The organism is Variovorax sp. CCNWLW225, from assembly GCF_037204045.1.
In the GTDB taxonomy this organism is placed as follows: domain Bacteria; phylum Pseudomonadota; class Gammaproteobacteria; order Burkholderiales; family Burkholderiaceae_C; genus Variovorax.
This window is the reverse complement of the sequence record NZ_JBBCBV010000013.1, coordinates 78,431-99,014: the sequence shown is the minus strand read 5'-3', so window position 1 is coordinate 99,014 and position 20,584 is coordinate 78,431. Positions and strand designations below refer to the sequence as shown.

Below are 20,584 nucleotides of genomic sequence, written 5' to 3'. Positions count from 1 at the left end.
CCGCATGGATCACGAAGTGCTCTCGGCGCGAGGGCTGGTCGTCACCTTGGGCGGGCGCCGCGCGATCGACGGACTCGACTTGAGCGTGCCGGCCGGCAGCGTCTACGCGCTGCTCGGCGGCAACGGGGCGGGCAAGACAACTACGCTGAACGCACTGCTGGGTTTCGTAGCGCCGTCGGCCGGAAGCGTCCAGGTCGCCGGGATCGATCCGCGCCGCAACGCTGCTGCGGCGCGGCGCCATCTGGCCTACCTGCCCGAGAACGTGGCGCTGTATCCGTACCTGAGCGGCATCGAAAACCTTCAGTACTTCTGTGCGCTGGGTGGCGTGCCGCTGGCCGATGCGGCCGCACGTGCCCTGCTGGCCCAGGCCGGCCTGCAAGCGGCGTCGCACACAGCGCGTGTCGCGACTTATTCAAAAGGCATGCGGCAAAAGGTCGGCCTTGCCATTGCGCATGCCAAACATGCAAAGGCGATGCTGCTCGACGAGCCCACCTCGGGCCTCGACCCAGGCGCCGCCAACGACTTTGCACAGCGCGTGCGCGCCGCTGCCGACGCCGGCATGGCCGTGCTAATGGCCACGCACGACCTGTTCAACGCCAAGCAGGTTGCGGACTGCATCGGAATCATGAAGGAAGGGCGTCTCGTCGCGCAGTTCGATACGCACACCGTCAGCCACGACGAGCTGGAGCGCGCCTATCTGGCTCACACGCGCGCGGCGCCCTTGGAGTCGGTCGCGTGATGGCCGCCACCGTGCTGCGAAAGGAACTGCGCGCGCTCGTTCGCGACGGGCGTTTTGTTGTGCTTGCCGTCTCGCTGTCGCTGCTGCTGGCCAGCCTGCTGTTCGCTTCGGCGCAGCAGCAGCGGCGGCTTGCGCACGAGAAGGCGCAAGTCAGTGAACTGGTGCGCCAGCAGTGGGATTCGCAGGGCGACAAGCACCCGCATCGTGGCGCGCATTTCGGCCTCTACGCCTTCCGCCCCGACTCGCCGCTTGCCGTGCTCGATCCCGGTCTCGGCCCTTACCTGGGCCAGGCGCTCTGGCTCGAACCGCACCGGCGCAACATGACGCGCTTTCGTCCGGCGGCCGACGAGCCGCCGTCGGTGCGCTTCGGGTCTTTCACTCCGTCCTTCGTGCTGCAGGCGCTGCTGCCGCTGCTGATCGTCGCCCTGGCTTTCAACGCCGTCAGCCTGGAACGGGAAAGCGGAACCTTGCGCATGCTGCACAGCGCCGGCTTGCCGGGCCGCGCGCTGCTGGCAGGAAAGTTCCTGGCGCTGCTCGCGGTGGTCTCGCTGGTTCCGCTGGCCGCAGTGGGGGCGGGTCTTGCGTTGGTGACGGCAGGCGCATCGCCTGGCGCGGACACCGCATGGCGCGCGGCCGTTCTGGCGGGCACCTTCTTGATCTACTGCGGTGTCTTTGCAGCCTTGGCACTGGCGGTGTCGGCCATGGTGGCGAGCAGCCGGCGCGCGCTGTTCGTCTTGCTGGGCCTGTGGATCGCCTTCGTCTTCGTCGTGCCGCGCCTGGGTGCCGCGAGCGCGCAGGCCGCTGCACCGCTGCCGACGGCCGAGCGCTTCTGGGGCGACATCCAGCGCGACTACGCGGAAGGCTTGCCGGGCGATGGTGCGCTGGCCGTGCGCAACGAGCGTTTCGATGCGGAGCTTCTGCGCCGGCACAACGTGCGTCGGCTGGAAGACCTGCCCTTCGGCGCCTATGCGCTGCGCCGGATGGAGCGCGACGCCTACGCCGACCGCGTGCATGCGATCCACTTCGGCCGCCTCTGGGATCGCTACGCAATGCAGGAGAGCGTTGCGCGCATTGCCTCGGCACTCAGCCCGACGACGGCCATGCGTGCGATCTCGATGAAGCTCTCGGGCACCGACCTCGCGCATCAGCGCCACTTCGAGGAAGCGGCCGAGCAGTACCGCCGCCGCGCGAACATCAAGATCGACCAGTGGGACATGGACAACACCCGCGGGCTGACTTCGTTCGACGACAAGTACGCCGGCGACGCGCTGTGGCGGTCGGTCGATGCGTTTCACTACACGCCGCCCAACATCGCTTTCGCATTGCGCGCAGCGTTGCCCGACCTCGGCTTGCTGCTCGCCTGGGCGATGGCGGCCTGCGGCTTGCTGGTGCTTGCCGCGCGGAGGCTGCGGCCATGATGAACCTCATCTTGCGTGCGGAATGGCGGCGCTTCGTTCGCCAGCACACGCATCTCTGGGTGTCGGGTGTTTTCGCCGCGCTGCTGTGCGTGAGTGCGCTCTGGTCAGGACTTGCCGCCAGGGAATTGCGGCTCCTGAATGCGCAGGAGATGGCCACGTGGGAACAGGCGCGAACACAGGCGCGCGAGGCGGCCGCCAAAATGGGCGCCGCCGCGCCGGGGGGCGACACCAAGGCAATGATGGCCGCGTTCCAGTTCGCCCGGCTCAACGCGCCTCCCGCGCATCTGCCTGCGCTCGGCGGCCTTGCCCTTGGAACCGGAACATTCGAACTGCTGAGCCCGACGATGCGCGTGACGGTCGAGAGCCGGCATACCGACGCCCGCAAGAGCGACCGGATCTCGAACCCGCTGCTCGAAGACCTGGGCCCGCCTGATTTTGCGACGCTGGTCGCGCTGCTGCTGCCGCTCGCCATCCTCGGGCTTTGCTATGGGCTGGTGCAGGAGGACCGGGAGCAAGGCCGGTGGCGGCTCGTGGTTGCGCAATGCGCGCAACCCTGGAGGGTGTTCGCGATCGCGCTTTGCATTCGCGCGGCGGTGGCCTGGTCATTGGCCGCCGGTGCGTCGCTGCTGGCGTTTGCGCTGGACCCGGGCTCGACCTGGCACGCCGCGGTGGTCTGGCTGGCAACACTGGGCGCGTTCACCATCTGCTGGACTGCTTTGGCCGGGCTGTTCTGCTTGCTGCCGGTGTCGTCCGGTGCTGCGGCGCTCGGCATGCTCGGTGCGTGGCTGCTGGCCACGTTCGTGGTACCCGCGGCCTTGGCGGACATTGCCGACAGTGAAGCGCCGATGCCATCGCGGTTGACGGCCGTTGCCGAACTGCGCGCGGCCCAGCAGGACGCCGAAGTGCATATGGAGGAGCACCTGGCCGCCTGGTACGCCGCTCACCCGGCTGACCGGCCGGCCGGGCGCAGCACCCACACCTGGCCAGTGAGTTTCCTGCCGAGGTATCTGGCCCAGGACCGCGAGATCCGCCCGCTGATGGCGGCGTTCGACGAAACCCGCGCGCGCCGTTTTGTTCTGCTCGAGCGATGGTCCTGGCTTTCGCCGGGCATGGCGCTCGCGATGACGGCCGACCGGCTTGCCGGCATCGATGCTCCGCGCTACGCGCGGCATGTGAAAGCCGTCAATTCATACGAGGACGCCTGGCGTGCCTATTTCGTGCCCCGGGTCATGAGCTACCGCGGGTTGACCGCGGAGCACTACGACAAGCTGCCCATGTTCGAGCCTGTGGCAATACGTCCGGAGAGCGCGGCCTGGCGAGGTGCGATGGCGTTGAGCATCCTCGCGATCGCACTGATTGCCGCTGTGGGCCCTGCGCGCGCCGGCCTCCGTCCTTGAAGGCGCACCGCCGCCACCGCATCAGTTCACCTTTTCCAAGCACCACATGATTTTCAGAGACGACAGTGGCGGCTTTGCGTTCTCCTGCGAAGACGCGAAGATCTCCGTTTGCACAAGCACGTGGAACAAGCGCCTGTCGCAGATCGCGCGCGTGGTCGGCCCCGTCCTGATCATGACCGGGGCCCTTCCCGACCCGGAATACATCGCCCAGACCTTGGGCAAGCGCCCGCGAGACATCTTCATCATTGCGAATGCCGATGCGCAAAAGGAGGCGAGGGCGCTCAAGCTCCGCTTCCCCGATGTACGCGTGGCGCTGCATCACAGCAACAACGCCAAAGTCGTGCTCGTGGCGCCGGACACGGTCTGGGTCTCCAGCGCTGACTTCGGCAAGACCACGCGGATAGAGTCCACTGTGGGTCTTCACTCAAGCGCCGTGTTCGACAAGGCCCGGGAGTCTTTTTTCAACAGGATGTGGGCGGAGGCCACTGAGATCGCTTGAGTCGCCGGGCCCTACATGGTGTTCAACCGGGCCCGTATCGCGTTCATCTGTTCGATCTCGCTGCGCTGGGAATTGGAGATCTGGCCGCACAGCTTGACCAGCTCGGGGTCTTTCAGGCTGGCCTCGCGGCACATGAGAATGGCGCCGGAGTGGTGGGGCACCATCGAGGCGACGAACTGCTTGTCGCCGATCACGCTCTGCTGCCGCGTGCCGGCAAGCGCGGCGACGAAGAGGATCGCAAGCGCGGCATACAGCACGCCGTTGACCGCCTTGTTGGGGTACATCCCGCGCATCGTCGCAAGCATGATGATGCCCATGGGCGCGACCATGGTGAGCGCCATGTAGAACATGTTGAGGTTGTTGCGGAAGTCGCCCCAGCCGTCGATCATCGAAAACATGACGAAGTACATGACGACGAGGCTGAGCAGCATGTTCAGCGCAAACATCATGTAGTGGTGCGTGCCCCCGTGCCGGGAGGCAGGGTCTTGGTGGCCCATGGTGTTCTCCTTGTGATGGCGGAACGGGCGAGGGGCGTGGTGTGCTTTTCATGTCATGCGCTTTGGCCCACGAGCGCGGCTCATTGGCTTGTCCGCCGGCATGTCTGGCTGCGGGTACATCGTGCTTGCTCAAATCTCACTAAAAGCACTGTCCGGACCCAGAGGAGCTCACCACGTCCGAAACCAGACTGCGCCGTTGCAGCCTTGGCTTCTGTCAGCGGGATGCTGAAGCCGTGTAGGAATTGGCCCGACAACCGACAGTCTTGCCTCGGGCATGCGACCCGCTACGATTTGGCCATGCGAACACTCCCTCTCTCCAATGCCCGCGACATTCCGGTGCTCGGCCTCGGCACCTGGCGCATGGGCGAGGCGGCGAACCGCCGCGCGTCGGAAGTGGCCGCGGTGCGCGACGCCATCGCCATGGGCTACCGGTTGATCGACACCGCCGAGATGTACGGCGAGGGCGGCGCCGAAACGGTGCTTGGCCAAGCCCTGGCCGAGGCGCTGCGCGCCGGCGACGTGCGGCGCGACGAGCTCTTCATCGTCAGCAAGGTCTACCCGCACAACGCAAGCCGCCGCGGCACGCCCGAAGCCTGCGAGCGCAGCCTGAAGCGCCTGGGCCTCGACATGATCGACCTCTACCTGCTGCACTGGCGCGGCAGCCATCCGCTGCGCGAAACGGCCGATGCGATGCAGGCACTGGTCGCCAAGGGGCGCATCGGCCATTGGGGCGTAAGCAACTTCGACACGGACGACATGGAAGAACTCGCGCAGGCGGTGGGCCCAGGCCCTGGCTGCGCGGCCAACGAGGTCTACCTTTCGCTGGGTGAACGCGGCCCTGAGTTCAGCCTGTTGCCCTGGCTGCGCGAACGCGGCATGCCGCTGATGGCCTACAGCCCGATCGACCAGGGCGCGCTGGCTTCGGACAAGGCGCTGGGAGTGTTGGCTGCGCGACTCGGCGTGACCGCCGCGCAGCTCGCCCTTGCGGCCGTGATCGCCAGGCCCGGCGTGGTTGCGATACCGAAGGCGGTGCGCAGCGCCCATCTGCAGGAGAACCTTGCTGCCGCCGACCTCGAGCTCGACGCGGCCACGCTCGCCGAGCTCGACCGCCTCCATCCGCCTCCCCGGCGCAAGGCGCCGCTCGCGATGATCTGAACTGACGGGCGGCGGTCAGTGCGCTTCGGCCTGCTTGGCCGCGGCAATCACCGCCTGCTCGTCGTGCTTGGCACCGTTCAGGAACAGGTTCAGCAGCACCGCGCTGATCGACGCCAGCAGAATGCCCGATTCGACCAGCGAGTGGATCCCATGCGGCATCCACTGCTTGAAGTTGGGTGCAATGAGCGGAATCATGCCGATGCCGATCGACACCGCGACGATCATTGCGTTGTGCCGGTTGCCCTTGAAGTCGACGCCCGAAAGAATGCGGATGCCGGTGGCGGCCACCATGCCGAACATCACCAGCCCCGCGCCGCCAAGCACCACCGTGGGCAGCGATTCGATCAGCGCCGCCATCTTGGGCAGCAGGCCGAGCACGACGAGGATCACGCCGCCCGCCACGCAGACATAGCGGCTCTTGACGCCCGTGACGGCCACCAGCCCCACGTTCTGCGAAAAGCTGGTGTACGGAAAGGTGTTGAAGATGCCGCCGATGAGCGTGCCCAGGCCGTCGGTGCGCAGGCCCTTGGCGAGTTCCTTCTGCGTGATCTTGCGCTCGGTCATTTCGCCGAGCGCGAGGAACATGCCGGTCGACTCGATCATCACCACGATCATGATGAGCGTCATCGTGAGGATCAGGACCGGGTCGAACTGCGGCATGCCGAAGTGAAAGGGCAGCACCACGTCCACCCAGGCCGCCTTGCCCACCTTCTCGTAGGTCATGAGGCCCGTGATGGAGGCCACCACCGCGCCGATCACGATGCCCAGCAGCACCGAGATGTTCGCGACGAAGCCCTTGGCGTACTTCACGATCAGCAGGATCGACACCAGCACCAGCGCCGCCACGCCAAAGCCCGGCAGGTCCGCGTACTTGGGGTTGGGCACCGTGGGCATGATGGCAAAGCCCTTGGGCACCGCCGGGATCGAACTGCCCGGCGACGTGACCTCCGCGAGCCACTTGGCGTACACCGGGTCCACCAGCGCGGGCGCCGTCGGCCCCACCGGGTTGCCGAAGATCCAGTTGATGCCCACGCGCATCAGGCTGATGCCGATCACCGCGATGATGGTGCCCGTGACCACCGGCGGAAAGAAGCGCAGCATGCGGCTCACCAGCGGCGCGATGAGTATCGACACCACGCCCGCGCCGATGATGGCGCCGAACAGCAACTGCGCGCCGTTCTGCCCGGGGTTGGCGTTGGCAATGGCCACCATGGGCGCCACCGATGCGAAGGTCACGCCCATCATCACCGGCAGCTTGATGCCGAACCATTGAGTGGCGCCCAGCGCCTGGATCAGCGTGGCAATGCCGCAGCAGAACAGGTCGGCCGAGATCAGCAGCGCGACCTCGTCGGGCGACAGCTTGAGCGCGCGCCCCACGATGAGCGGCACCGCGACGGCGCCTGCATACATCACCAGCACATGCTGAAGGCCGAGCGCCGCGAGCTTGCCCGAGGGCAGCCGCTGGTCCACCGGATGAACTGTGTGAACAGGGGAAGAGGTCTCGGCCGTCATCGTGCATCTCCTGGCGAAGCAAGGGGAACATGCGTGGGCGGCGCGGCTTGGCGTGGCGTCCACAATGTGTGTACGCCAAACTGTATACAATTTATGCGGCAAACTGGATGCAGGAAAACCCGCACCGCGGCGGCTTGCTTTCTAGGCGAGCAGCGCCTTCACCAGGTCGAGCTGCCGGTCCGGCTTTTCGGTGCCCAGCTCCAGGCTGGCCTCGATGCGCTGCAGATGGTCGATCATGCAAAGCACCGCACCTTCCACGTCGCCCTTGCGGCAGATGCGCAGAAACTCCGAATGCTCGTCCGACGAGCAATGCGGGTCGTTCGACGAGTGGTAGAGCATGGCAATCAGCGAACTGCGCGCCACCAGTTCGCGCACCAGTTCGGCCAGGGTCTTGTTTCCCGTGGCCTCGGCCAGCGCCACGTGGAAGTCGCCCAGCACCTTCTCGCGCACGGTGCCCGTGGTGGTGGTCTGGCGCAGCGCCGTGCGCTCGAAGCGGATGTGCTGCTCCAGCACCTGGTAGTCGCGCGTGCGGGCGTTGGCAATGAACAGGCGCACCACTTCGCTTTCGAGAATGCGGCGCACCGCGAACACCTCGCGTGCCTCTTGCACCGTGGGCTGGCACACGAATGCACCCTTGTCGGGAATGATCTCGATGAGCTTGTCTTTCGACAGCATGAGCAGGGCAGCCCTGATCTTGGTGCGGCTCACCGAATAGACGCGGCCCAGCGCTTCTTCGCGCAGCCAGGTGCCGGGAGGCAGGCGCTTCTCGACGATGGCGGTGGCGATGTCCTGCGCGATGCTTTCGATGGAACTTCCCTTGTCCGCGGCAGGTGTGCCGTTTTCTGCCGCGGCGGTGGCAGCAGCGTCAGGAGTGGGAGAGATGGCAGGGGCGGATGATTTGGAGCTGGCGCGAGGCATGCGGAGATTGTGGCCCAGCAAGGCCGTTGCCGCGCCCCGAACGCCCCGCTACCTGGGCAGGGTAAAACCCTCGAGCGCGCCCTTCATGGTCTTGGGCAGCGGGTGCGCCAGTTCGCCGCGCTTGCTGGTTTGCAGCTTCAGCGCGACCAGCGATTCGATGAGCTTGGTGCCCGCCGCGACGCCATCGATTACCGGCACGCCGAGCAGCCCGCCGATGTGCTCGCACAGGTCGGTCATGCCGGCGCAACCGAGCACGATGCAGTCGGAGCCGTCTTCCTCCAGCGCGCGGCGGCATTCGTCCACGATGCGCTCGCGTGCGTTGGAGCCGGGCACCTCGAGCTCGAGCACCGGCAGCTCGCAAGCTCGCACGTTGGCGCAAAAGCGCTCCATGCCGTAGATCTCGGCCAGGTGCCAGGCCTGCCCCATGGTGCGGCCCAGCGTGGTCACCACGCTGAAGCGGCTGCCCACCATGCTGGCCAGGTGCATGGCGGCTTCGGCAATGCCCACCACCGGCCCGCGCGCCAGTTCGCGTGCGGCCTTCAGTCCCGGGTCGCCGAAGCAGGCGATCACGTAGCCGTCGATGCCGTCGCGCTCGCCGGCGGCAATCTCCTGCAGCAGGCCGGGCACGGCCAGCGCCTCGTCATAGTGGCTCTCGATGGAGACCGGCCCCATGGCCGGGCTGACCGCGACGATTTCCGTGCCGGGCTGCGCCACCGCGCGGGCGCAGGCGCCGATCTTCTCGGTCATGCTCCAGGTGGTGTTGGGATTGATGATCTTGATGCGCACGGCGCGGCCCTTTCTTCTCTTTCAGTATTTCAAGTCTTGCTGCGGTTCAGCAGGGCATAGATGACAAAGCCCAGGCCCATGCCGATGAACCATGCATAGTTCGCGCCACCCCGCAGCGCGGGCACCATCACGCAAAGAATCGGCACCAGCGCGGACGGGATCATGGCCTGGATGGCCTTGGGGTTGTAGCCGCCGCTGTACCAGTACTCTCCCTTGGGGCTCATGGTGTAGAGCGCGTCCACGTCGATGCGCTGCTTGCGCACGATGTAGTAGTCGGCAATCAGGATGCCGAACAGCGGGCCGATGAACGAGCCCAGCACGTCCAGCGTGTAGTGAATGACCTCGGGGCTGTTGTAGAGGTTCCACGGCGTGAGGAACACCGAGCCCACCGCGGCGATCATGCCGCCCGTGCGCCAGCTGATGTGCTGCGGCGCCACGTTCGAGAAGTCGAAGGCCGGCGACACGAAGTTGGCAACAATGTTGATGCCGATGGTCGCGATCATGAAGGTCAGCGCGCCCAGCACCACGGCGGTGGTGCTGTCGATCTTGCCCACGGTGTGCACCGGATCGGTGATCAGCTCGCCGAACACCGGCAGCGTGGCGGCGGTGGTGATCACCGTCAGCAGCGAGAAGAACACGAAGTTGATCGGCAGGCCCCAGAAGTTGCCCTTCTTCACCGCGTCGAAGCTCTTGCCGTAGCGCGAGAAGTCGCCAAAGTTGAGCATCGGCCCGCTGAAGTAGCTCACCACCAGCGCAATGGCCGAGAGCATCACGGGCAGCGCGTCCCAGCCCTGGAACTTGATGCCGCCCAGGTTCAGGTCGATGTTGCGCCAGCCCGCCTTCCACACCAGCCAGCCGCAGAGGATGGCCATCACCACGTACACGGCCGGGCCGGCCCAGTCGATGAACTTGCGGATCGCTTCCATGCCGTGCCAGAACACGAAGGCCTGCAGCACCCACATGATCATGAACGCCACCCAGCCCAGTGTCGACAGGCCCGCAAAGCCGTGCTGCGCCACGTCGGCATAGGGAGCCAGGTTGGGAAACATGTGTAGCGCCAGCACCATGAAGGCCGCCGATGCAAGGTACGTTTGCACGCCGTACCAGGCCACCGCAATCAGCCCGCGGATGATGGCCGGGATGTTGGCGCCCAGCACGCCGAACGAGGCGCGGCACACCACGGGGTAGGGCACGCCCGTCACCTGGCTGGGCTTGGCCACCAGGTTGCAGAAGAACTGCACGATCACGATGCCCACCAGCAGCGACACCAGCACCTGCCAGCTGGAGAGGCCCAGCGCGAACAGGCTGCCGGCCGTGATGTAGCCGCCCACGCTGTGCACGTCGGACATCCAGAACGCAAAGATGTTGTATTGGCCCCAGGTCTGTTTCTTGAGAGGGGCCAGGTCTTCGTTGGTCAGCCGCGGGTGGTAGCCCGGCTTGATCAGCGCGTTGGATTCGGCATGCGGCGCATGGCCGGCTTCGCTCGCCCCCGCGGGGGCCTGGCTGACAACTGTGCTCATGGTCTTTCCTCGTGCGAATGGTGGATTGAGGGACCGCTTTTCCGGCGCAAGCCGGGCGCCGTGGAATCGGGTGCGTTATTTGTATACAAAAACAGTGTGCAATCAACCCCATCCGGCAAATCATATATCCGTACATTCCCTGAGATCCCGCCGCCGCACGATCCGCTGTTGGAGGCCCGCAATCGCACATTTCGCACCTTTACGGGGGCCCGGTTCAGCATCGGCCCGGGCGGCGCTTTCTTTAGCATTGGCCCACCATCAGACCTCTGCGAACAGGCACCCAATGTCCAATCTTCTCGTCCCCTTCAAACTCGACCAGCTCGGCGAACCGCGTGAATACCGGCCGCCGGCGGAGCGCGTCATCGAGGGCGATGTCGTGTGCCGCAACTGGGACGTCGACAGCGCGAAGGACGGCGCGGTGCGCGCCGGCGTGTTCGAGTCGACCGTCGGCGTCAATCACTCCATCAAGGGCGACACCTGGGAGTTCTGCCACATTCTTTCGGGCGTGGTCGAGATCACCGAGCAAGGCCAGCCGCCGCAGACCTACAGGGCCGGCGACTGCTTCATCATGAAGCCGGGCTACATCGGCACATGGCGCACCATCGAGACAGTGCGCAAGGTGTGGGTCATCGCCTGACCGGAAAGCGCCGCGATGACCGCAGAGCCACGCATGGACGATGCCCGCTTCTACATCGACGGGTCCTGGCAGGACCGCGCCCATGCCGCGCGCATCGCCGTCGTCAACCCGTTTACCGAAGAGATCGTCGGGCACATCGCGGCCGGCTCGCCGGCGGATGTCGACCTTGCCGTTGCCGCGGCCCGACGTGCGTTTGAAACGTTCTCGCAAAGCACGGCCGGCGAGCGGCTTGCGCTGCTGGGCCGTATCCTGGCGTTGCTGGAAGAGCGCGCGGAACTGTTCGCACAAGCCATCGCGGCAGAGATGGGGGCTCCCATCGCCTTCGCCCGGGCTGCCCATGTGCCTTTTGCCGTTGCGCATGTCCGCGCGCAGATCGAGGTGCTGCAGGGCTACAAGTTTCTTTCCGTCGAAAGCGGCATGGCGATTTCGAAGGAGCCGATCGGCGTGTGTGCGCTGATCACGCCGTGGAACTGGCCGCTGTATCAGCTCACGGCCAAGGTCGCGCCCGCAATTGCCGCGGGCTGCACGGTGGTGCTGAAGCCCAGCGAGCTGTCTCCCTACAGCGCGCAGCTCTTCGCGCAGATGATGCACGATGCCGGCACGCCGCCCGGTGTGTTCAACCTGGTCGGCGGCACGGGCGAGGTCGTCGGTGCGGCACTGGCGGCGCACCCCGGCGTCGACATGATCTCCATCACCGGATCGACCCGCGCGGGCGTGCTCGTGGCGCAGGCGGCTGCGGTGACGGTCAAGCGCGTGGTGCAGGAGCTGGGCGGAAAGTCGCCCAACCTTCTTCTCGACGACGCCGATTTCGAGCAGGCGGTGGCAAAGGGCGTGCTGGCCGGCATGCGCAACGCGGGCCAGTCATGCAGCGCACCGACGCGCATGCTGGTGCCCGCGTCACGCCTGGCCGAGGTGGAAGCATTGGCCGCGGCAGCCGTGGCCGACATCACGCTCGGCGACCCGCGCGATGAACAAACGACGATGGGCCCTATCGCCAACGCCGCGCAATACGCGAGGGTGCAAGCGATGATCGCCAGCGGCATCGAAGAGGGCGCCAAGCTCGTCTGCGGTGGCCTGGGCAGGCCTGGCGGCCTGGCACACGGCTACTTTGCACGGCCCACGGTGTTTTCGGATGTGGCACCCGGCATGAGGGTGGCGCAGGAAGAGATCTTCGGCCCCGTGCTGGTCATCATTCCCTACGCCGACGAGGCCGAGGCCATCGCGATTGCGAACGACACCGTCTACGGACTCAGCGCCAGCGTGCAGTCCGGCGACCGCGAGCGGGCGCGGCGCGTGGCGGCGCAGCTTCGCGCTGGCCAGGTGCACATCAACTACCCGGCATGGACCAGCCATGCGCCGTTCGGTGGGTACAAGCGGTCCGGCAACGGGCGCGAATACGGCGTGCATGGGCTCGAGGAGTATCTCGAGACCAAGGCGGTCGTCGGCTACTGACCAGTTTCATCGATCCCTCAACGGACATCCCGAGAATGCCTGCACCTCTATTTCCAGTCGAGTCGAGCCCGGACCTGCCGACGCATGCGGACGTCGTCGTGATCGGCGGCGGCATCATCGGCGCTTTTGCCGCCTACTACATGGCCAAGCGCGGCATGAAGGTGGCGCTGGTGGAAAAGGGCCGCGTCGGCGCCGAGCAGTCGAGCCGAAACTGGGGCTGGTGCCGCCAGCAGAACCGCGATGCGCGCGAATTGCCGATGGCCACCAAAAGCCTGGACCTGTGGGAGCAGTTCACCGCAGAAACCGGCGAGGTGACGGGCTTCCAGAGATGCGGCTTGCTCTACCTCAGCAACAGCGAGAAGGAACTGGAAGGCTGGGCGCGGTGGGGCGAGTTTGCGCGCACCGTCGACGTCAAGACCCAGATGCTGACCGCGGACGAAGCGGCGCAGCGCGGCCGCGCAACCGGCAAGGCCTGGAAGGGCGGCGTCTTTGCGCCAACCGACGGCACTGCCGACCCATCGCGTGCGGCGCCGGCCGTGGTGCGGGCGCTCATGAAACTGGGCGGCACGGTACACCAGGGCTGCGCCGCGCGCGGTGTAGAAACCGAGGGCGGCCGGCTTTCGGCCGTGGTCACCGAGAAGGGGACCATCCGCACCAAGGTCGCGGTGCTCGCCGGCGGCGCCTGGGCGTCCTCGTTCTGCCGCCAATACGGCATCCGGTTTCCGCAGGCTGCCATCCGGCAGACGGTGCTGTCGGTTGCCACGGGCGGCAAGGACATACCGGCTGCGCTCCACACGACCGGCGTTTCCATGACGCGGCGCGTGGACGGCGGGTACACCCTGGCCATCAGCGGCCGGGGACGCGTGGACCCCACGCCGCAGCTGCTGCGTTTTGCGCCGCAGTTTCTGCCCATGTTCCAGCGGCGGTGGCGCAATCTCGCGCCCGGCGGGCTCGAAGGCGTCCGCTCGGGGCATGAGGGCTGGTCCCGCTGGCGGCTCGACAAGCCGACGCCGATGGAGCGAATGCGTGTTCTCGACCCGAAGGTGGACGCATCGGTGGTGAGCCTCACCTACAAGCGCGCGGTGGAACTGGTGCCGGAGCTGAAGCAGAGTTCGGTCAGCGCTGCCTGGGCCGGTTATGTCGACAGCACACCCGACGGCGTTCCCGGAATCGGCGAAATGTCGAACCTGCCCGGCTTCGTGCTGGCGGCCGGGTTCAGCGGCCATGGCTTCGGCATCGGCCCCGGGGCCGGCCATTTGATTGCCGACATCGTCAGCGGCGCCGAACCCATCGTCGATCCGCGCCCCTACCACCCGGACAGGTTCCTGTCGTCGGCGTGGGGCAAGGTCGCGGACTTCTGAAGACAGCCATGACGCCGCGGCTCACCGCGCTGCGCGCGGAGCACTTGCCCGACGCCGTCCGGCAGTCCGCCGCACTGGGGTGGCCCTATCGCGAGGCCGACTGGCGCTTTGCCTTCGAGCTCGGCAGCGGCTTCGCGGTGGAAGCCGACGGCCGCCTGGTGGCCACGGCGATGTGGTGGCCCTATGGCGAGACCCACGCCTCGGTGGGCATGATCATCGTGGACCCGGCCATGCAGGGGCGCGGCCTGGGGCGTGCCCTGATGGAGAAGCTGCTCGACGAGGCCGGGAACCGCACCGTGTTCCTCAACTCCACACAGGAAGGGCTTCCGCTCTATACGCAACTCGGGTTCGTGGCCCGCGGGCAGGTGTTCCAGCACCAGGCCGCACTGCCGCCTGAAGCCGCTCTGCCTGCCGCGCCGCCGCATCTGCGGCCCATGCAGCCGGCAGACGGCGAGAGCCTGCGCCGGCTGGACCTGGCTGCCACGGGAATGGACCGCACCGCTTTGCTCGATGCATTGCTCGCGGCCGGAATGACGATGGTCGTCGACCGCGGCGCCGGTGTGTCGGCCTACGCCTCGGCAAGGGAGTTCGGGCATGGCGTGGTGATCGGCCCGGTGGTCGCATCGGGCGCCAGCAGCGCGGCCGATGCAAGGGACCTCATCGCCGCGCTCGCGGACCGCTTTCGCGGCCGGTTTGTTCGCATCGACGTGACGGAGGACAGCGGCCTGTCGGCATGGCTCGCCCGAATCGGGCTGCCCTGCGTCGGCCATGCGGTACCGATGGTGCGCGATGTACAGCGTCGCACAGCCGATGCCGCTCCCGTTGCAGATGCCCTGGCAGATGCCCACCCGCGCCTGTTCGCCCTTTCGAACCAGTCGTTCGGCTGAGCCGCCGACTCGGCACACCCAAGCGTTCCCCTGACATGACGGAAATCCACTTATGAAGCTGATGCCCTACTGGCTAGATACCGCGCCCCGGTTTACCGGCGGCCAGGCCGAGGTGCCCGGCGGCGATGTCGATGTGGCGGTGGTCGGTGCGGGCTTCACCGGCTTGTCCGCGGCCATCGCACTGGCCAAGAAGGGTGCAAGCGTTGCGGTGCTCGACGCCGGGAACGTGGGCAGTGCCGCCTCGGGCCGCAATGGCGGCATGTGCAACAACGGCTTCGCGCAAGACTATTGCGCGCTGTCGGGCAAGCTCGGGCGCGAGCGGGCCAACATGCTCTATCGCGCTTTCGACGCGGGCGTTTCCAAGGTGGAGTCGCTGATCGCGGAGGAGGGCATCGATTGCGACTTCAAGCGTGTCGGCAAGCTCAAGCTCGCAGCCAAGCCGGAACACTACGACAAGCTGGCCCGCTCGCAAGCGCTGATGGCGAAGGAATGCGATCCGGACACCCACATGGTGACGCGGGCCGAACTGCGCAGCGAGATCGGGTCGGACCAATATTTCGGCGGCATGGTCTTCGGCAAGAGCGCGGGCATGCACGTGGGGCGCTACGGCCATGGCCTTGCCGTGGCGGCCGCGAAGCGCGGCGTGCGCATCTACGAGAACGCGCCCGTTGTGGGCCTCAAGCGGCAGGGCGGTTCGGTGCATCAGGTCGAAACGCCCGGCGGCAGCATCCGCGCCCGGCAGGTGCTGCTTGCGACCGGCACATCGGCCGTGGGGCCGCTCGCGTGGTTCCGCCGCCGCATCGTGCCCGTGGGGGCATTCATCATCGTGACCGAGCCGCTCCCGGTCGAAGTACTCGACCGGCTGACGCCGCGGCGCCGCATGACGACGGACACGAAGAACTTCGTCAATTACTTTCGCGTGACGCCGGACAACCGTCTGCTGTTCGGTGGCCGCGCGCGTTTTGCGGCGACCAACCCCAAGTCGGACGTGAAGAGCGGTGCCATCCTGCAGCGGTCGCTCGTGCAAGTCTTTCCCGAGTTGAGAGACACCCGTATCGATTACTGCTGGGGCGGCATGGTCGACATGACACGCGACCGCCTGCCGCGCGCCGGAGAGCGCAACGGGCTTTTCTATTCCATGGGCTACAGCGGGCACGGAACCCACATGTCGACCTACATGGGCGCGATCATGGCCGAAGTGCTGAATGGCCGCGCCGACCTGAACCCGTGGCGCGACTTCGACTGGCCCGCAATTCCCGGGCATTTCGGCAAGCCGTGGTTTCTTCCGATCGTCGGTGCCTACTACCGCTTCCAGGATCTGGTGCGCTGAACAGCTTCGGCGCGGGGCCGTCAAGGCCGCGCGGCGAGCACCCGGGCCAGGGCGCGCGCAAGCTCTGCGCGCGAATAGGGCTTGCGCAGCAACTCCCAGCTCGGCGGCGCCTCCCGGTCGGCATCGAGCAGCTCCGACGAGAAGCCCGACATGAGAAGAATCGCGAGCCGCGGAAAGCGCTGCTGCGCCTCGGCGGCAAGCCGCGTTCCGCGCATGCCGGGGCCGAGCGCAATGTCGCTCAGCAGCACGTCGAAAGCGCCCGTGTCCGATTCCATCTGCACAAGGGCCTGCTCGGCGTTTTCCGCCGCCACCACTTCGCAGCCGAGCGTGGCCAGGAACGTGTGGACCACCTTGCGCACTTCGGCGTCGTCTTCGACGAGCATCACGCGCAGCCCGGCGGGCAGTGCCTGCTCGCCGTCGTCGTCCGGTGCGGCGGGAGGTGCCGCGTCGAACAGCTGGGGCAGGTACAGCGTGACCGTGGTGCCCGCGCCCGGCTGGGTTGCGATGGCAATGGCGCCCTTGGACTGCTTCACGAAGCCGTACACCGTGCTCAGGCCAAGGCCCGTGCCGCGGCCGGCTTCCTTGGTGGTGAAGAACGGCTCGAACGCGCGCTCCTTCACTTCCTCGGTCATGCCGGTGCCGCTGTCTGCAACCGAAATGGCAACGAAGCTGCCGTGTTCGCCGGCCTCGCCCAGTTCATTGAGCACTTCGCGAGGCAGCGCGCCGCAGGCCTCGGCGCGAAAGTGCAGCGTGCCGCCTTCGGGCATCGCATCGCGTGCGTTGATGGCAATGTTCAACAGCGCCGATTCGAGCTGCCCCGGGTCGGCAAGAACGGGCGGGCAATCCGGCGTGGCGTCGATCGCAATGCCGATGCGCTGGTCGAGCGTACGCCGCAGCATGTCGGCCAGCGAATGCAGCATGGCATGCGGGTCCACGGCGTTGGGCTGCAGCATCTGTCGGCGTGAAAACGCCAGCAGCTTGCCCGTGAGCTCGGCGCCGCGCCGCGAGGCCCGCGCCGCGGCCCCCACCAGCTGCTGCGCATAGCCGTCTTGGGCAATGGCGGGCAGTTCTTCGAGCACCTGCAGGTTGCCCTGGATGACCGTGAGCAGGTTGTTGAAGTCGTGCGCAATGCCGCCCGTGAGCTGGCCGACGCTTTCGAGCCGCTGGGCGTGGCTGAGCGCCTCTTCGGTCTGCACCCGCTGCAGGCTGGTGGCCAGCAAGTTCGAGAGCGATTCCAGAAACCGCAGTTCCTCGTCGCCAAAGCGCTTGGCCTGGCGCGAGTGCACGGTCAACACGCCGATGAAGCGCCCGCGGTCGTAGAAGGGCACGGCCAGTGCGCTCACCAGGCCGGCGTCGAGGTAGGCCTGCGGCACGGCGAAGCGGCGCTCACTGCCGTAGTCGGGCACTTCCACGGGCTGAGCCTCGGCAAACACGAAACCGGGCGGCGTGTTCGCATGGCTCGCAATGCGCGCGCCGATTTCTTCGCCGGGCACCAGGCCCACGCCGCTCGCCACGCGGAATTCGAGGCGGCTGCTTTCCAGCAGCAGCACCATGGCCACCTCGACCTCCAGCGCTTCCGCCGCAATGGTGGGCACGTGGTCGAGCATCACCTGCGGGTCGCGCGTGTCGACCGCCAGTCGGCCCAGCTGCGCAAGGTAGTCGCTGTAGCGCGCCCGCTGCAGCGCCTGCTTCACGCGCGGGTAGGCGCCAATGTCGCGGATGGCGGCCACCACAAACGGCAGGCCGTGGCTTTGCAGCGGACTGAGCGCGATCTCCACCATCACCTCGCTGCCGTCCTTGCGCTTGGCCACGAGCTCCATCTGCGTGCCCATGGGCCGCGCGCGGGGTGCCCGGCCATAGGCTTCGCGGTAGGCGGCATGGCGCGGACGGATGCTGTCGGGCACCAGGGCGTCGACGTTCAGCCCGACCAGTTCGTCCACCGCAAAGCCGAGCAGGCTGGCCGCGGAAGGGTTGGCCAGCACGATGCCGCCGGCCTGGTCGACGAGCAGCAGGGCATCGGGATAGGCGATGAAGAGCGACCGGAAGACGCTGCTCTCTTCGATGCCGGAAGGCAGCCCCTGCAAGGCGGCAAGCGCCGGCTCGGCAGTCTTGGGCGAAGAGGGGTTGGCCATACGCTCGGCTCAGCCCTGGGTGACCGGCGGAACCAGGATGTAGCCCGCGCCCCGCACCGACTTGATGATCTGCGGATCGTCCGGATCGGCTTCGATCTTCTTGCGCAGCCGGCCGACCTGCACGTCGATGGTGCGGTCGAAGGGAGCGGCTTCGCGTCCGCGCGTCTGCTCGAGCAGGAAGTCGCGCGACAGCACGCGCCCGGGGTGCCGGGCAAACGCGCGCAGCAGGTCGAATTCGCCGCCGGTGAGCGGCACGGCTTGCCCCTCTGGGTTGGCAAGGCTGCGCGCGGCAAGGTCGAGCTGCCAGCCCGCAAAGCGCAGCCGGTCGGGTGCAGCAGGCGAAGCTGCCGATGCCGGAGCGGCGGTTGAAACAACCGGGCCGCCCTCGGGCGCCAATCGCCTGAGCACGGCCTTGACCCGTGCCACCAGTTCGCGCAAATCGAACGGCTTGGTCACGTAGTCGTCGGCGCCCACTTCCAGGCCGACGACCTTGTCCACCGCGTCGCCGCGGCCGGTGACGATGACGAGCCCGCAGCGCCAGTTTTCGCGCATGCGGCGGGCGATGGAAAAGCCGTCTTCGCCGGGCAGCCCCAGGTCGAGCAGGACGAGGTCGGCCGGATCGCTGCCCATCAGCTTCATGAGCGAGGCGCCGTCGTGCAGCTGCGTCACTCGAAAGCCGTGGCTTTGAAGGTAGTTGGCCAGCAGCTGGGTGATGTCGACTTCGTCGTCGAGGACCGCGATGTGAAAGGCGGATTTCATTCGGGGAAGCTCGCTTTTGCGGCGCGAGTGCCATGGCATTGTTGGGGGCCGTTCAAGCGTAGCACGCCCCGCCGCCAGGTGAACGGATCAGCGCGCGGTCACTCCGCCTCGACCGGGGCCAGCATGGTGCCGCGGCAGTTGGGCGAACCGCAATGGCACGGGTATTTGGAGGCTGGCGACCCATCGTCGGCGGTCAGGGAATAGTCGATGAACAGCTCGTCGCCCGCATCCACCGGCACGATGGTCTGGAACTTCAGCACCAGCTCGCCCGCATCGTCGTACTCTTCGACCGCCTCGCAGTTGGGGTCGCAGGCATGGTTGAGGTGGCGCGTGCCGTTGCCGCCCTTGCCGCCGTCGATGGTCTCGTGGTTGGAGAGGGTGAAGAGGTAGGTGAGCTGGTCGTTCCACGCGCCGGCGGCGATTTCCTGCTGCGTGTAGCGGCGGCCTTCGTAGAGCCCGAGGAATGCGTAGGCGGGCAAGTCGCGCGTTGCAAAGGCGCCGAGCCCGTGCACTCCGCTGGGCCCGACGCGGATGAACGGCGTGGACGAGGTTTGCTTGCGGCGTTTCATGGGCCCAAGTGTGCACCAGCCACCTTGCTCATTGCTTGCGTTCTTCCTCGCGTTTTTTGTCGTGTTCTTCATCGGCTTGGGCCTGGAACATGCGCGTGAAGTCGCAGCACTCCTGCGCCAGCATCACGATCGACGAAGTGAGCGCGCTGCGGTGCTCGCCCTTGTGCATGGCCACGTAATGCACCGCGGGCAGGGCGGGCATCACGTCGATCACGGCGAGCATGCCGGCTGAAACGAGCGGGTCGAGGCACTGGCGCGGCAGGTAGCTCACCCCCAGGCCCGATACCGTGAGGCCCGTCAGCGCCACGAGGTTGCTCACCACGATGGTGTCGGAAGGCTGCACGCCCTGGTCCTTCATCCACGCGTCGTAGGCGCGGCCCGTGCCCGAGTTGCTGCCTTGCACCAGCATGCGGTGCCGGGCGAGTTCGTGCAGCCGCACGGTGCCGGCGGCGGCCACCACGCCCGGCTTGCACATCCAGGCGCTTTGCACCTTGCCGATGGACTTGCTCTGCATGCGCGAATCGGCAAAGGTGTCGGGCACGATCACCAGGTCGAGTTCGTCCGCCAGCAGCTTGTCGCGCAGCTGCAGGCTGTCGTCCACGTCGGGCTCGAGAATGACCTTGGGGTAGTGCCGCTGGATCAGCCCCACCAGCCGGGGCAACCAGGTCATTGCGGTGAGTTCCGTCACGCCGATGCGCAGCCGCCGCTCCACCACGCCCGGTTTGCTGAACTGCTCGACGGCGGCATCGCGCTGCTCGAGCAGCCGGGCCGCAAGCACGAACATCTCTTCGCCTTTTTCGGTCAGCCGGGCGGTGCGCTGCGTGCGGTCGAAGAGCTCGGTGTCGAACAGCAGCTCGAGTTCATGCACCCGCTTGGACACGGCCGACTGCGAGGTGTGAAGCTGGTTGGCCGCCTGCGCAAAGCCGCCGAGCTTGGCGATCCAGTACAGGGCCTCGAGCTGCTTGAAGGTCATCACGGTGCGTGCGGGCTCCTGAACTGAATACTTTTATTCATGT

General features: G+C 66.9%; 19 protein-coding genes. 10 read left to right on the top strand and 9 right to left on the bottom strand.

What is annotated here, in order from left to right:
• Positions 1-4 precede the first annotated feature (4 nt).
• From V9L20_RS19870 to V9L20_RS19855, 4 genes are read left to right on the top strand one after another with little or no spacing between them, the layout of a single operon-like run.
• Positions 5-739, top strand: a complete 735-nt coding sequence (locus tag V9L20_RS19870; RefSeq protein WP_337297882.1) for an ABC transporter ATP-binding protein — start codon at positions 5-7, stop codon at positions 737-739.
• On the top strand, positions 739-2,157 hold the full coding sequence (locus V9L20_RS19865; RefSeq protein ID WP_337297938.1) for a DUF3526 domain-containing protein: 1,419 nt from the start codon (positions 739-741) through the stop codon (positions 2,155-2,157). The genes V9L20_RS19870 and V9L20_RS19865 overlap by 1 nt, the downstream gene beginning before the upstream one ends.
• Positions 2,154-3,554: a DUF3526 domain-containing protein gene (locus V9L20_RS19860; protein ID WP_337297881.1), complete on the top strand. Its 1,401-nt coding sequence runs from the start codon at positions 2,154-2,156 to the stop codon at positions 3,552-3,554. Before V9L20_RS19865 ends, V9L20_RS19860 begins: the two co-directional genes overlap by 4 nt.
• A gap of 46 nt (positions 3,555-3,600) precedes the next feature.
• Complete coding sequence (locus tag V9L20_RS19855; RefSeq protein ID WP_337297880.1) at positions 3,601-4,053, top strand: hypothetical protein; 453 nt, start codon at positions 3,601-3,603, stop codon at positions 4,051-4,053.
• Positions 4,054-4,064: 11 nt separating this feature from the next.
• On the opposite strand, the gene V9L20_RS19850 is transcribed toward V9L20_RS19855, so the two are convergent.
• Entirely contained in the window at positions 4,065-4,550 is a 486-nt protein-coding gene (locus V9L20_RS19850) for a DUF305 domain-containing protein (protein WP_258501814.1), read from the bottom strand.
• A gap of 297 nt (positions 4,551-4,847) precedes the next feature.
• Between V9L20_RS19850 and V9L20_RS19845 the strand changes: the two genes are divergently transcribed.
• On the top strand, positions 4,848-5,705 hold the full coding sequence (locus V9L20_RS19845) for an aldo/keto reductase (RefSeq protein WP_337297879.1): 858 nt from the start codon (positions 4,848-4,850) through the stop codon (positions 5,703-5,705).
• A 15-nt stretch (positions 5,706-5,720) separates the two neighbouring features.
• Here V9L20_RS19845 and V9L20_RS19840 read toward each other — a convergent pair whose 3' ends face one another.
• The 4 genes from V9L20_RS19840 to V9L20_RS19825 form a co-directional block, all read right to left on the bottom strand.
• Complete coding sequence (locus tag V9L20_RS19840; RefSeq protein ID WP_337297878.1) at positions 5,721-7,217, bottom strand: nucleobase:cation symporter-2 family protein; 1,497 nt, start codon at positions 7,215-7,217, stop codon at positions 5,721-5,723.
• Positions 7,218-7,358: 141 nt separating this feature from the next.
• On the bottom strand, positions 7,359-8,135 hold the full coding sequence (locus V9L20_RS19835) for a GntR family transcriptional regulator (RefSeq protein WP_337297877.1): 777 nt from the start codon (positions 8,133-8,135) through the stop codon (positions 7,359-7,361).
• Between the two features lie 48 nt (positions 8,136-8,183).
• Positions 8,184-8,921, bottom strand: a complete 738-nt coding sequence (locus V9L20_RS19830; protein WP_337297876.1) for an aspartate/glutamate racemase family protein — start codon at positions 8,919-8,921, stop codon at positions 8,184-8,186.
• Between the two features lie 29 nt (positions 8,922-8,950).
• Positions 8,951-10,441 carry an NCS1 family nucleobase:cation symporter-1 gene (locus V9L20_RS19825; RefSeq protein WP_337297875.1) on the bottom strand — a complete coding sequence of 497 codons (1,491 nt, stop codon included), beginning with the start codon at positions 10,439-10,441 and terminating at the stop codon, positions 8,951-8,953.
• Positions 10,442-10,724: 283 nt separating this feature from the next.
• On the opposite strand from V9L20_RS19825, the gene V9L20_RS19820 reads away from it, so the two are divergent.
• Genes V9L20_RS19820 through V9L20_RS19800 form a run of 5 tightly spaced genes read left to right on the top strand, consistent with a single transcriptional unit; the run spans position 10,725 to position 16,108 of the window.
• A complete protein-coding gene (locus V9L20_RS19820; RefSeq protein WP_258501808.1) occupies positions 10,725-11,078 on the top strand; it encodes a cupin domain-containing protein in 354 nt (117 codons plus the stop codon).
• 15 nt (positions 11,079-11,093) lie between these two features.
• A complete protein-coding gene (locus tag V9L20_RS19815) occupies positions 11,094-12,530 on the top strand; it encodes an aldehyde dehydrogenase family protein (RefSeq protein WP_337297874.1) in 1,437 nt (478 codons plus the stop codon).
• 35 nt (positions 12,531-12,565) lie between these two features.
• Positions 12,566-13,891 (top strand): NAD(P)/FAD-dependent oxidoreductase, encoded by a 1,326-nt coding sequence (locus V9L20_RS19810; RefSeq protein ID WP_258501806.1) that lies wholly within the window; start codon positions 12,566-12,568, stop codon positions 13,889-13,891.
• Between the two features lie 8 nt (positions 13,892-13,899).
• Positions 13,900-14,778, top strand: a complete 879-nt coding sequence (locus V9L20_RS19805; protein WP_337297873.1) for a GNAT family N-acetyltransferase — start codon at positions 13,900-13,902, stop codon at positions 14,776-14,778.
• 52 nt (positions 14,779-14,830) lie between these two features.
• The gene (locus V9L20_RS19800) at positions 14,831-16,108 is read left to right on the top strand and encodes an NAD(P)/FAD-dependent oxidoreductase (RefSeq protein WP_337297872.1); all 1,278 of its coding nucleotides are present in this window, start codon (positions 14,831-14,833) and stop codon (positions 16,106-16,108) included.
• A 20-nt stretch (positions 16,109-16,128) separates the two neighbouring features.
• Here the strand turns inward: V9L20_RS19800 and V9L20_RS19795 are convergent, their stop codons facing one another.
• The 4 genes from V9L20_RS19795 to V9L20_RS19780 all read right to left on the bottom strand — a co-directional run bounded on the left by V9L20_RS19795 (position 16,129) and on the right by V9L20_RS19780 (position 20,541).
• Positions 16,129-18,240, bottom strand: a complete 2,112-nt coding sequence (locus V9L20_RS19795; RefSeq protein WP_337297871.1) for a PAS domain S-box protein — start codon at positions 18,238-18,240, stop codon at positions 16,129-16,131.
• Between the two features lie 9 nt (positions 18,241-18,249).
• Positions 18,250-18,999, bottom strand: a complete 750-nt coding sequence (locus V9L20_RS19790; protein WP_337297870.1) for a response regulator transcription factor — start codon at positions 18,997-18,999, stop codon at positions 18,250-18,252.
• Positions 19,000-19,097: 98 nt separating this feature from the next.
• A complete protein-coding gene (locus tag V9L20_RS19785; protein ID WP_185868136.1) occupies positions 19,098-19,568 on the bottom strand; it encodes an SET domain-containing protein in 471 nt (156 codons plus the stop codon).
• Between the two features lie 28 nt (positions 19,569-19,596).
• A complete protein-coding gene (locus V9L20_RS19780; RefSeq protein WP_337297937.1) occupies positions 19,597-20,541 on the bottom strand; it encodes a LysR family transcriptional regulator in 945 nt (314 codons plus the stop codon).
• Positions 20,542-20,584: the final 43 nt, after the last annotated feature.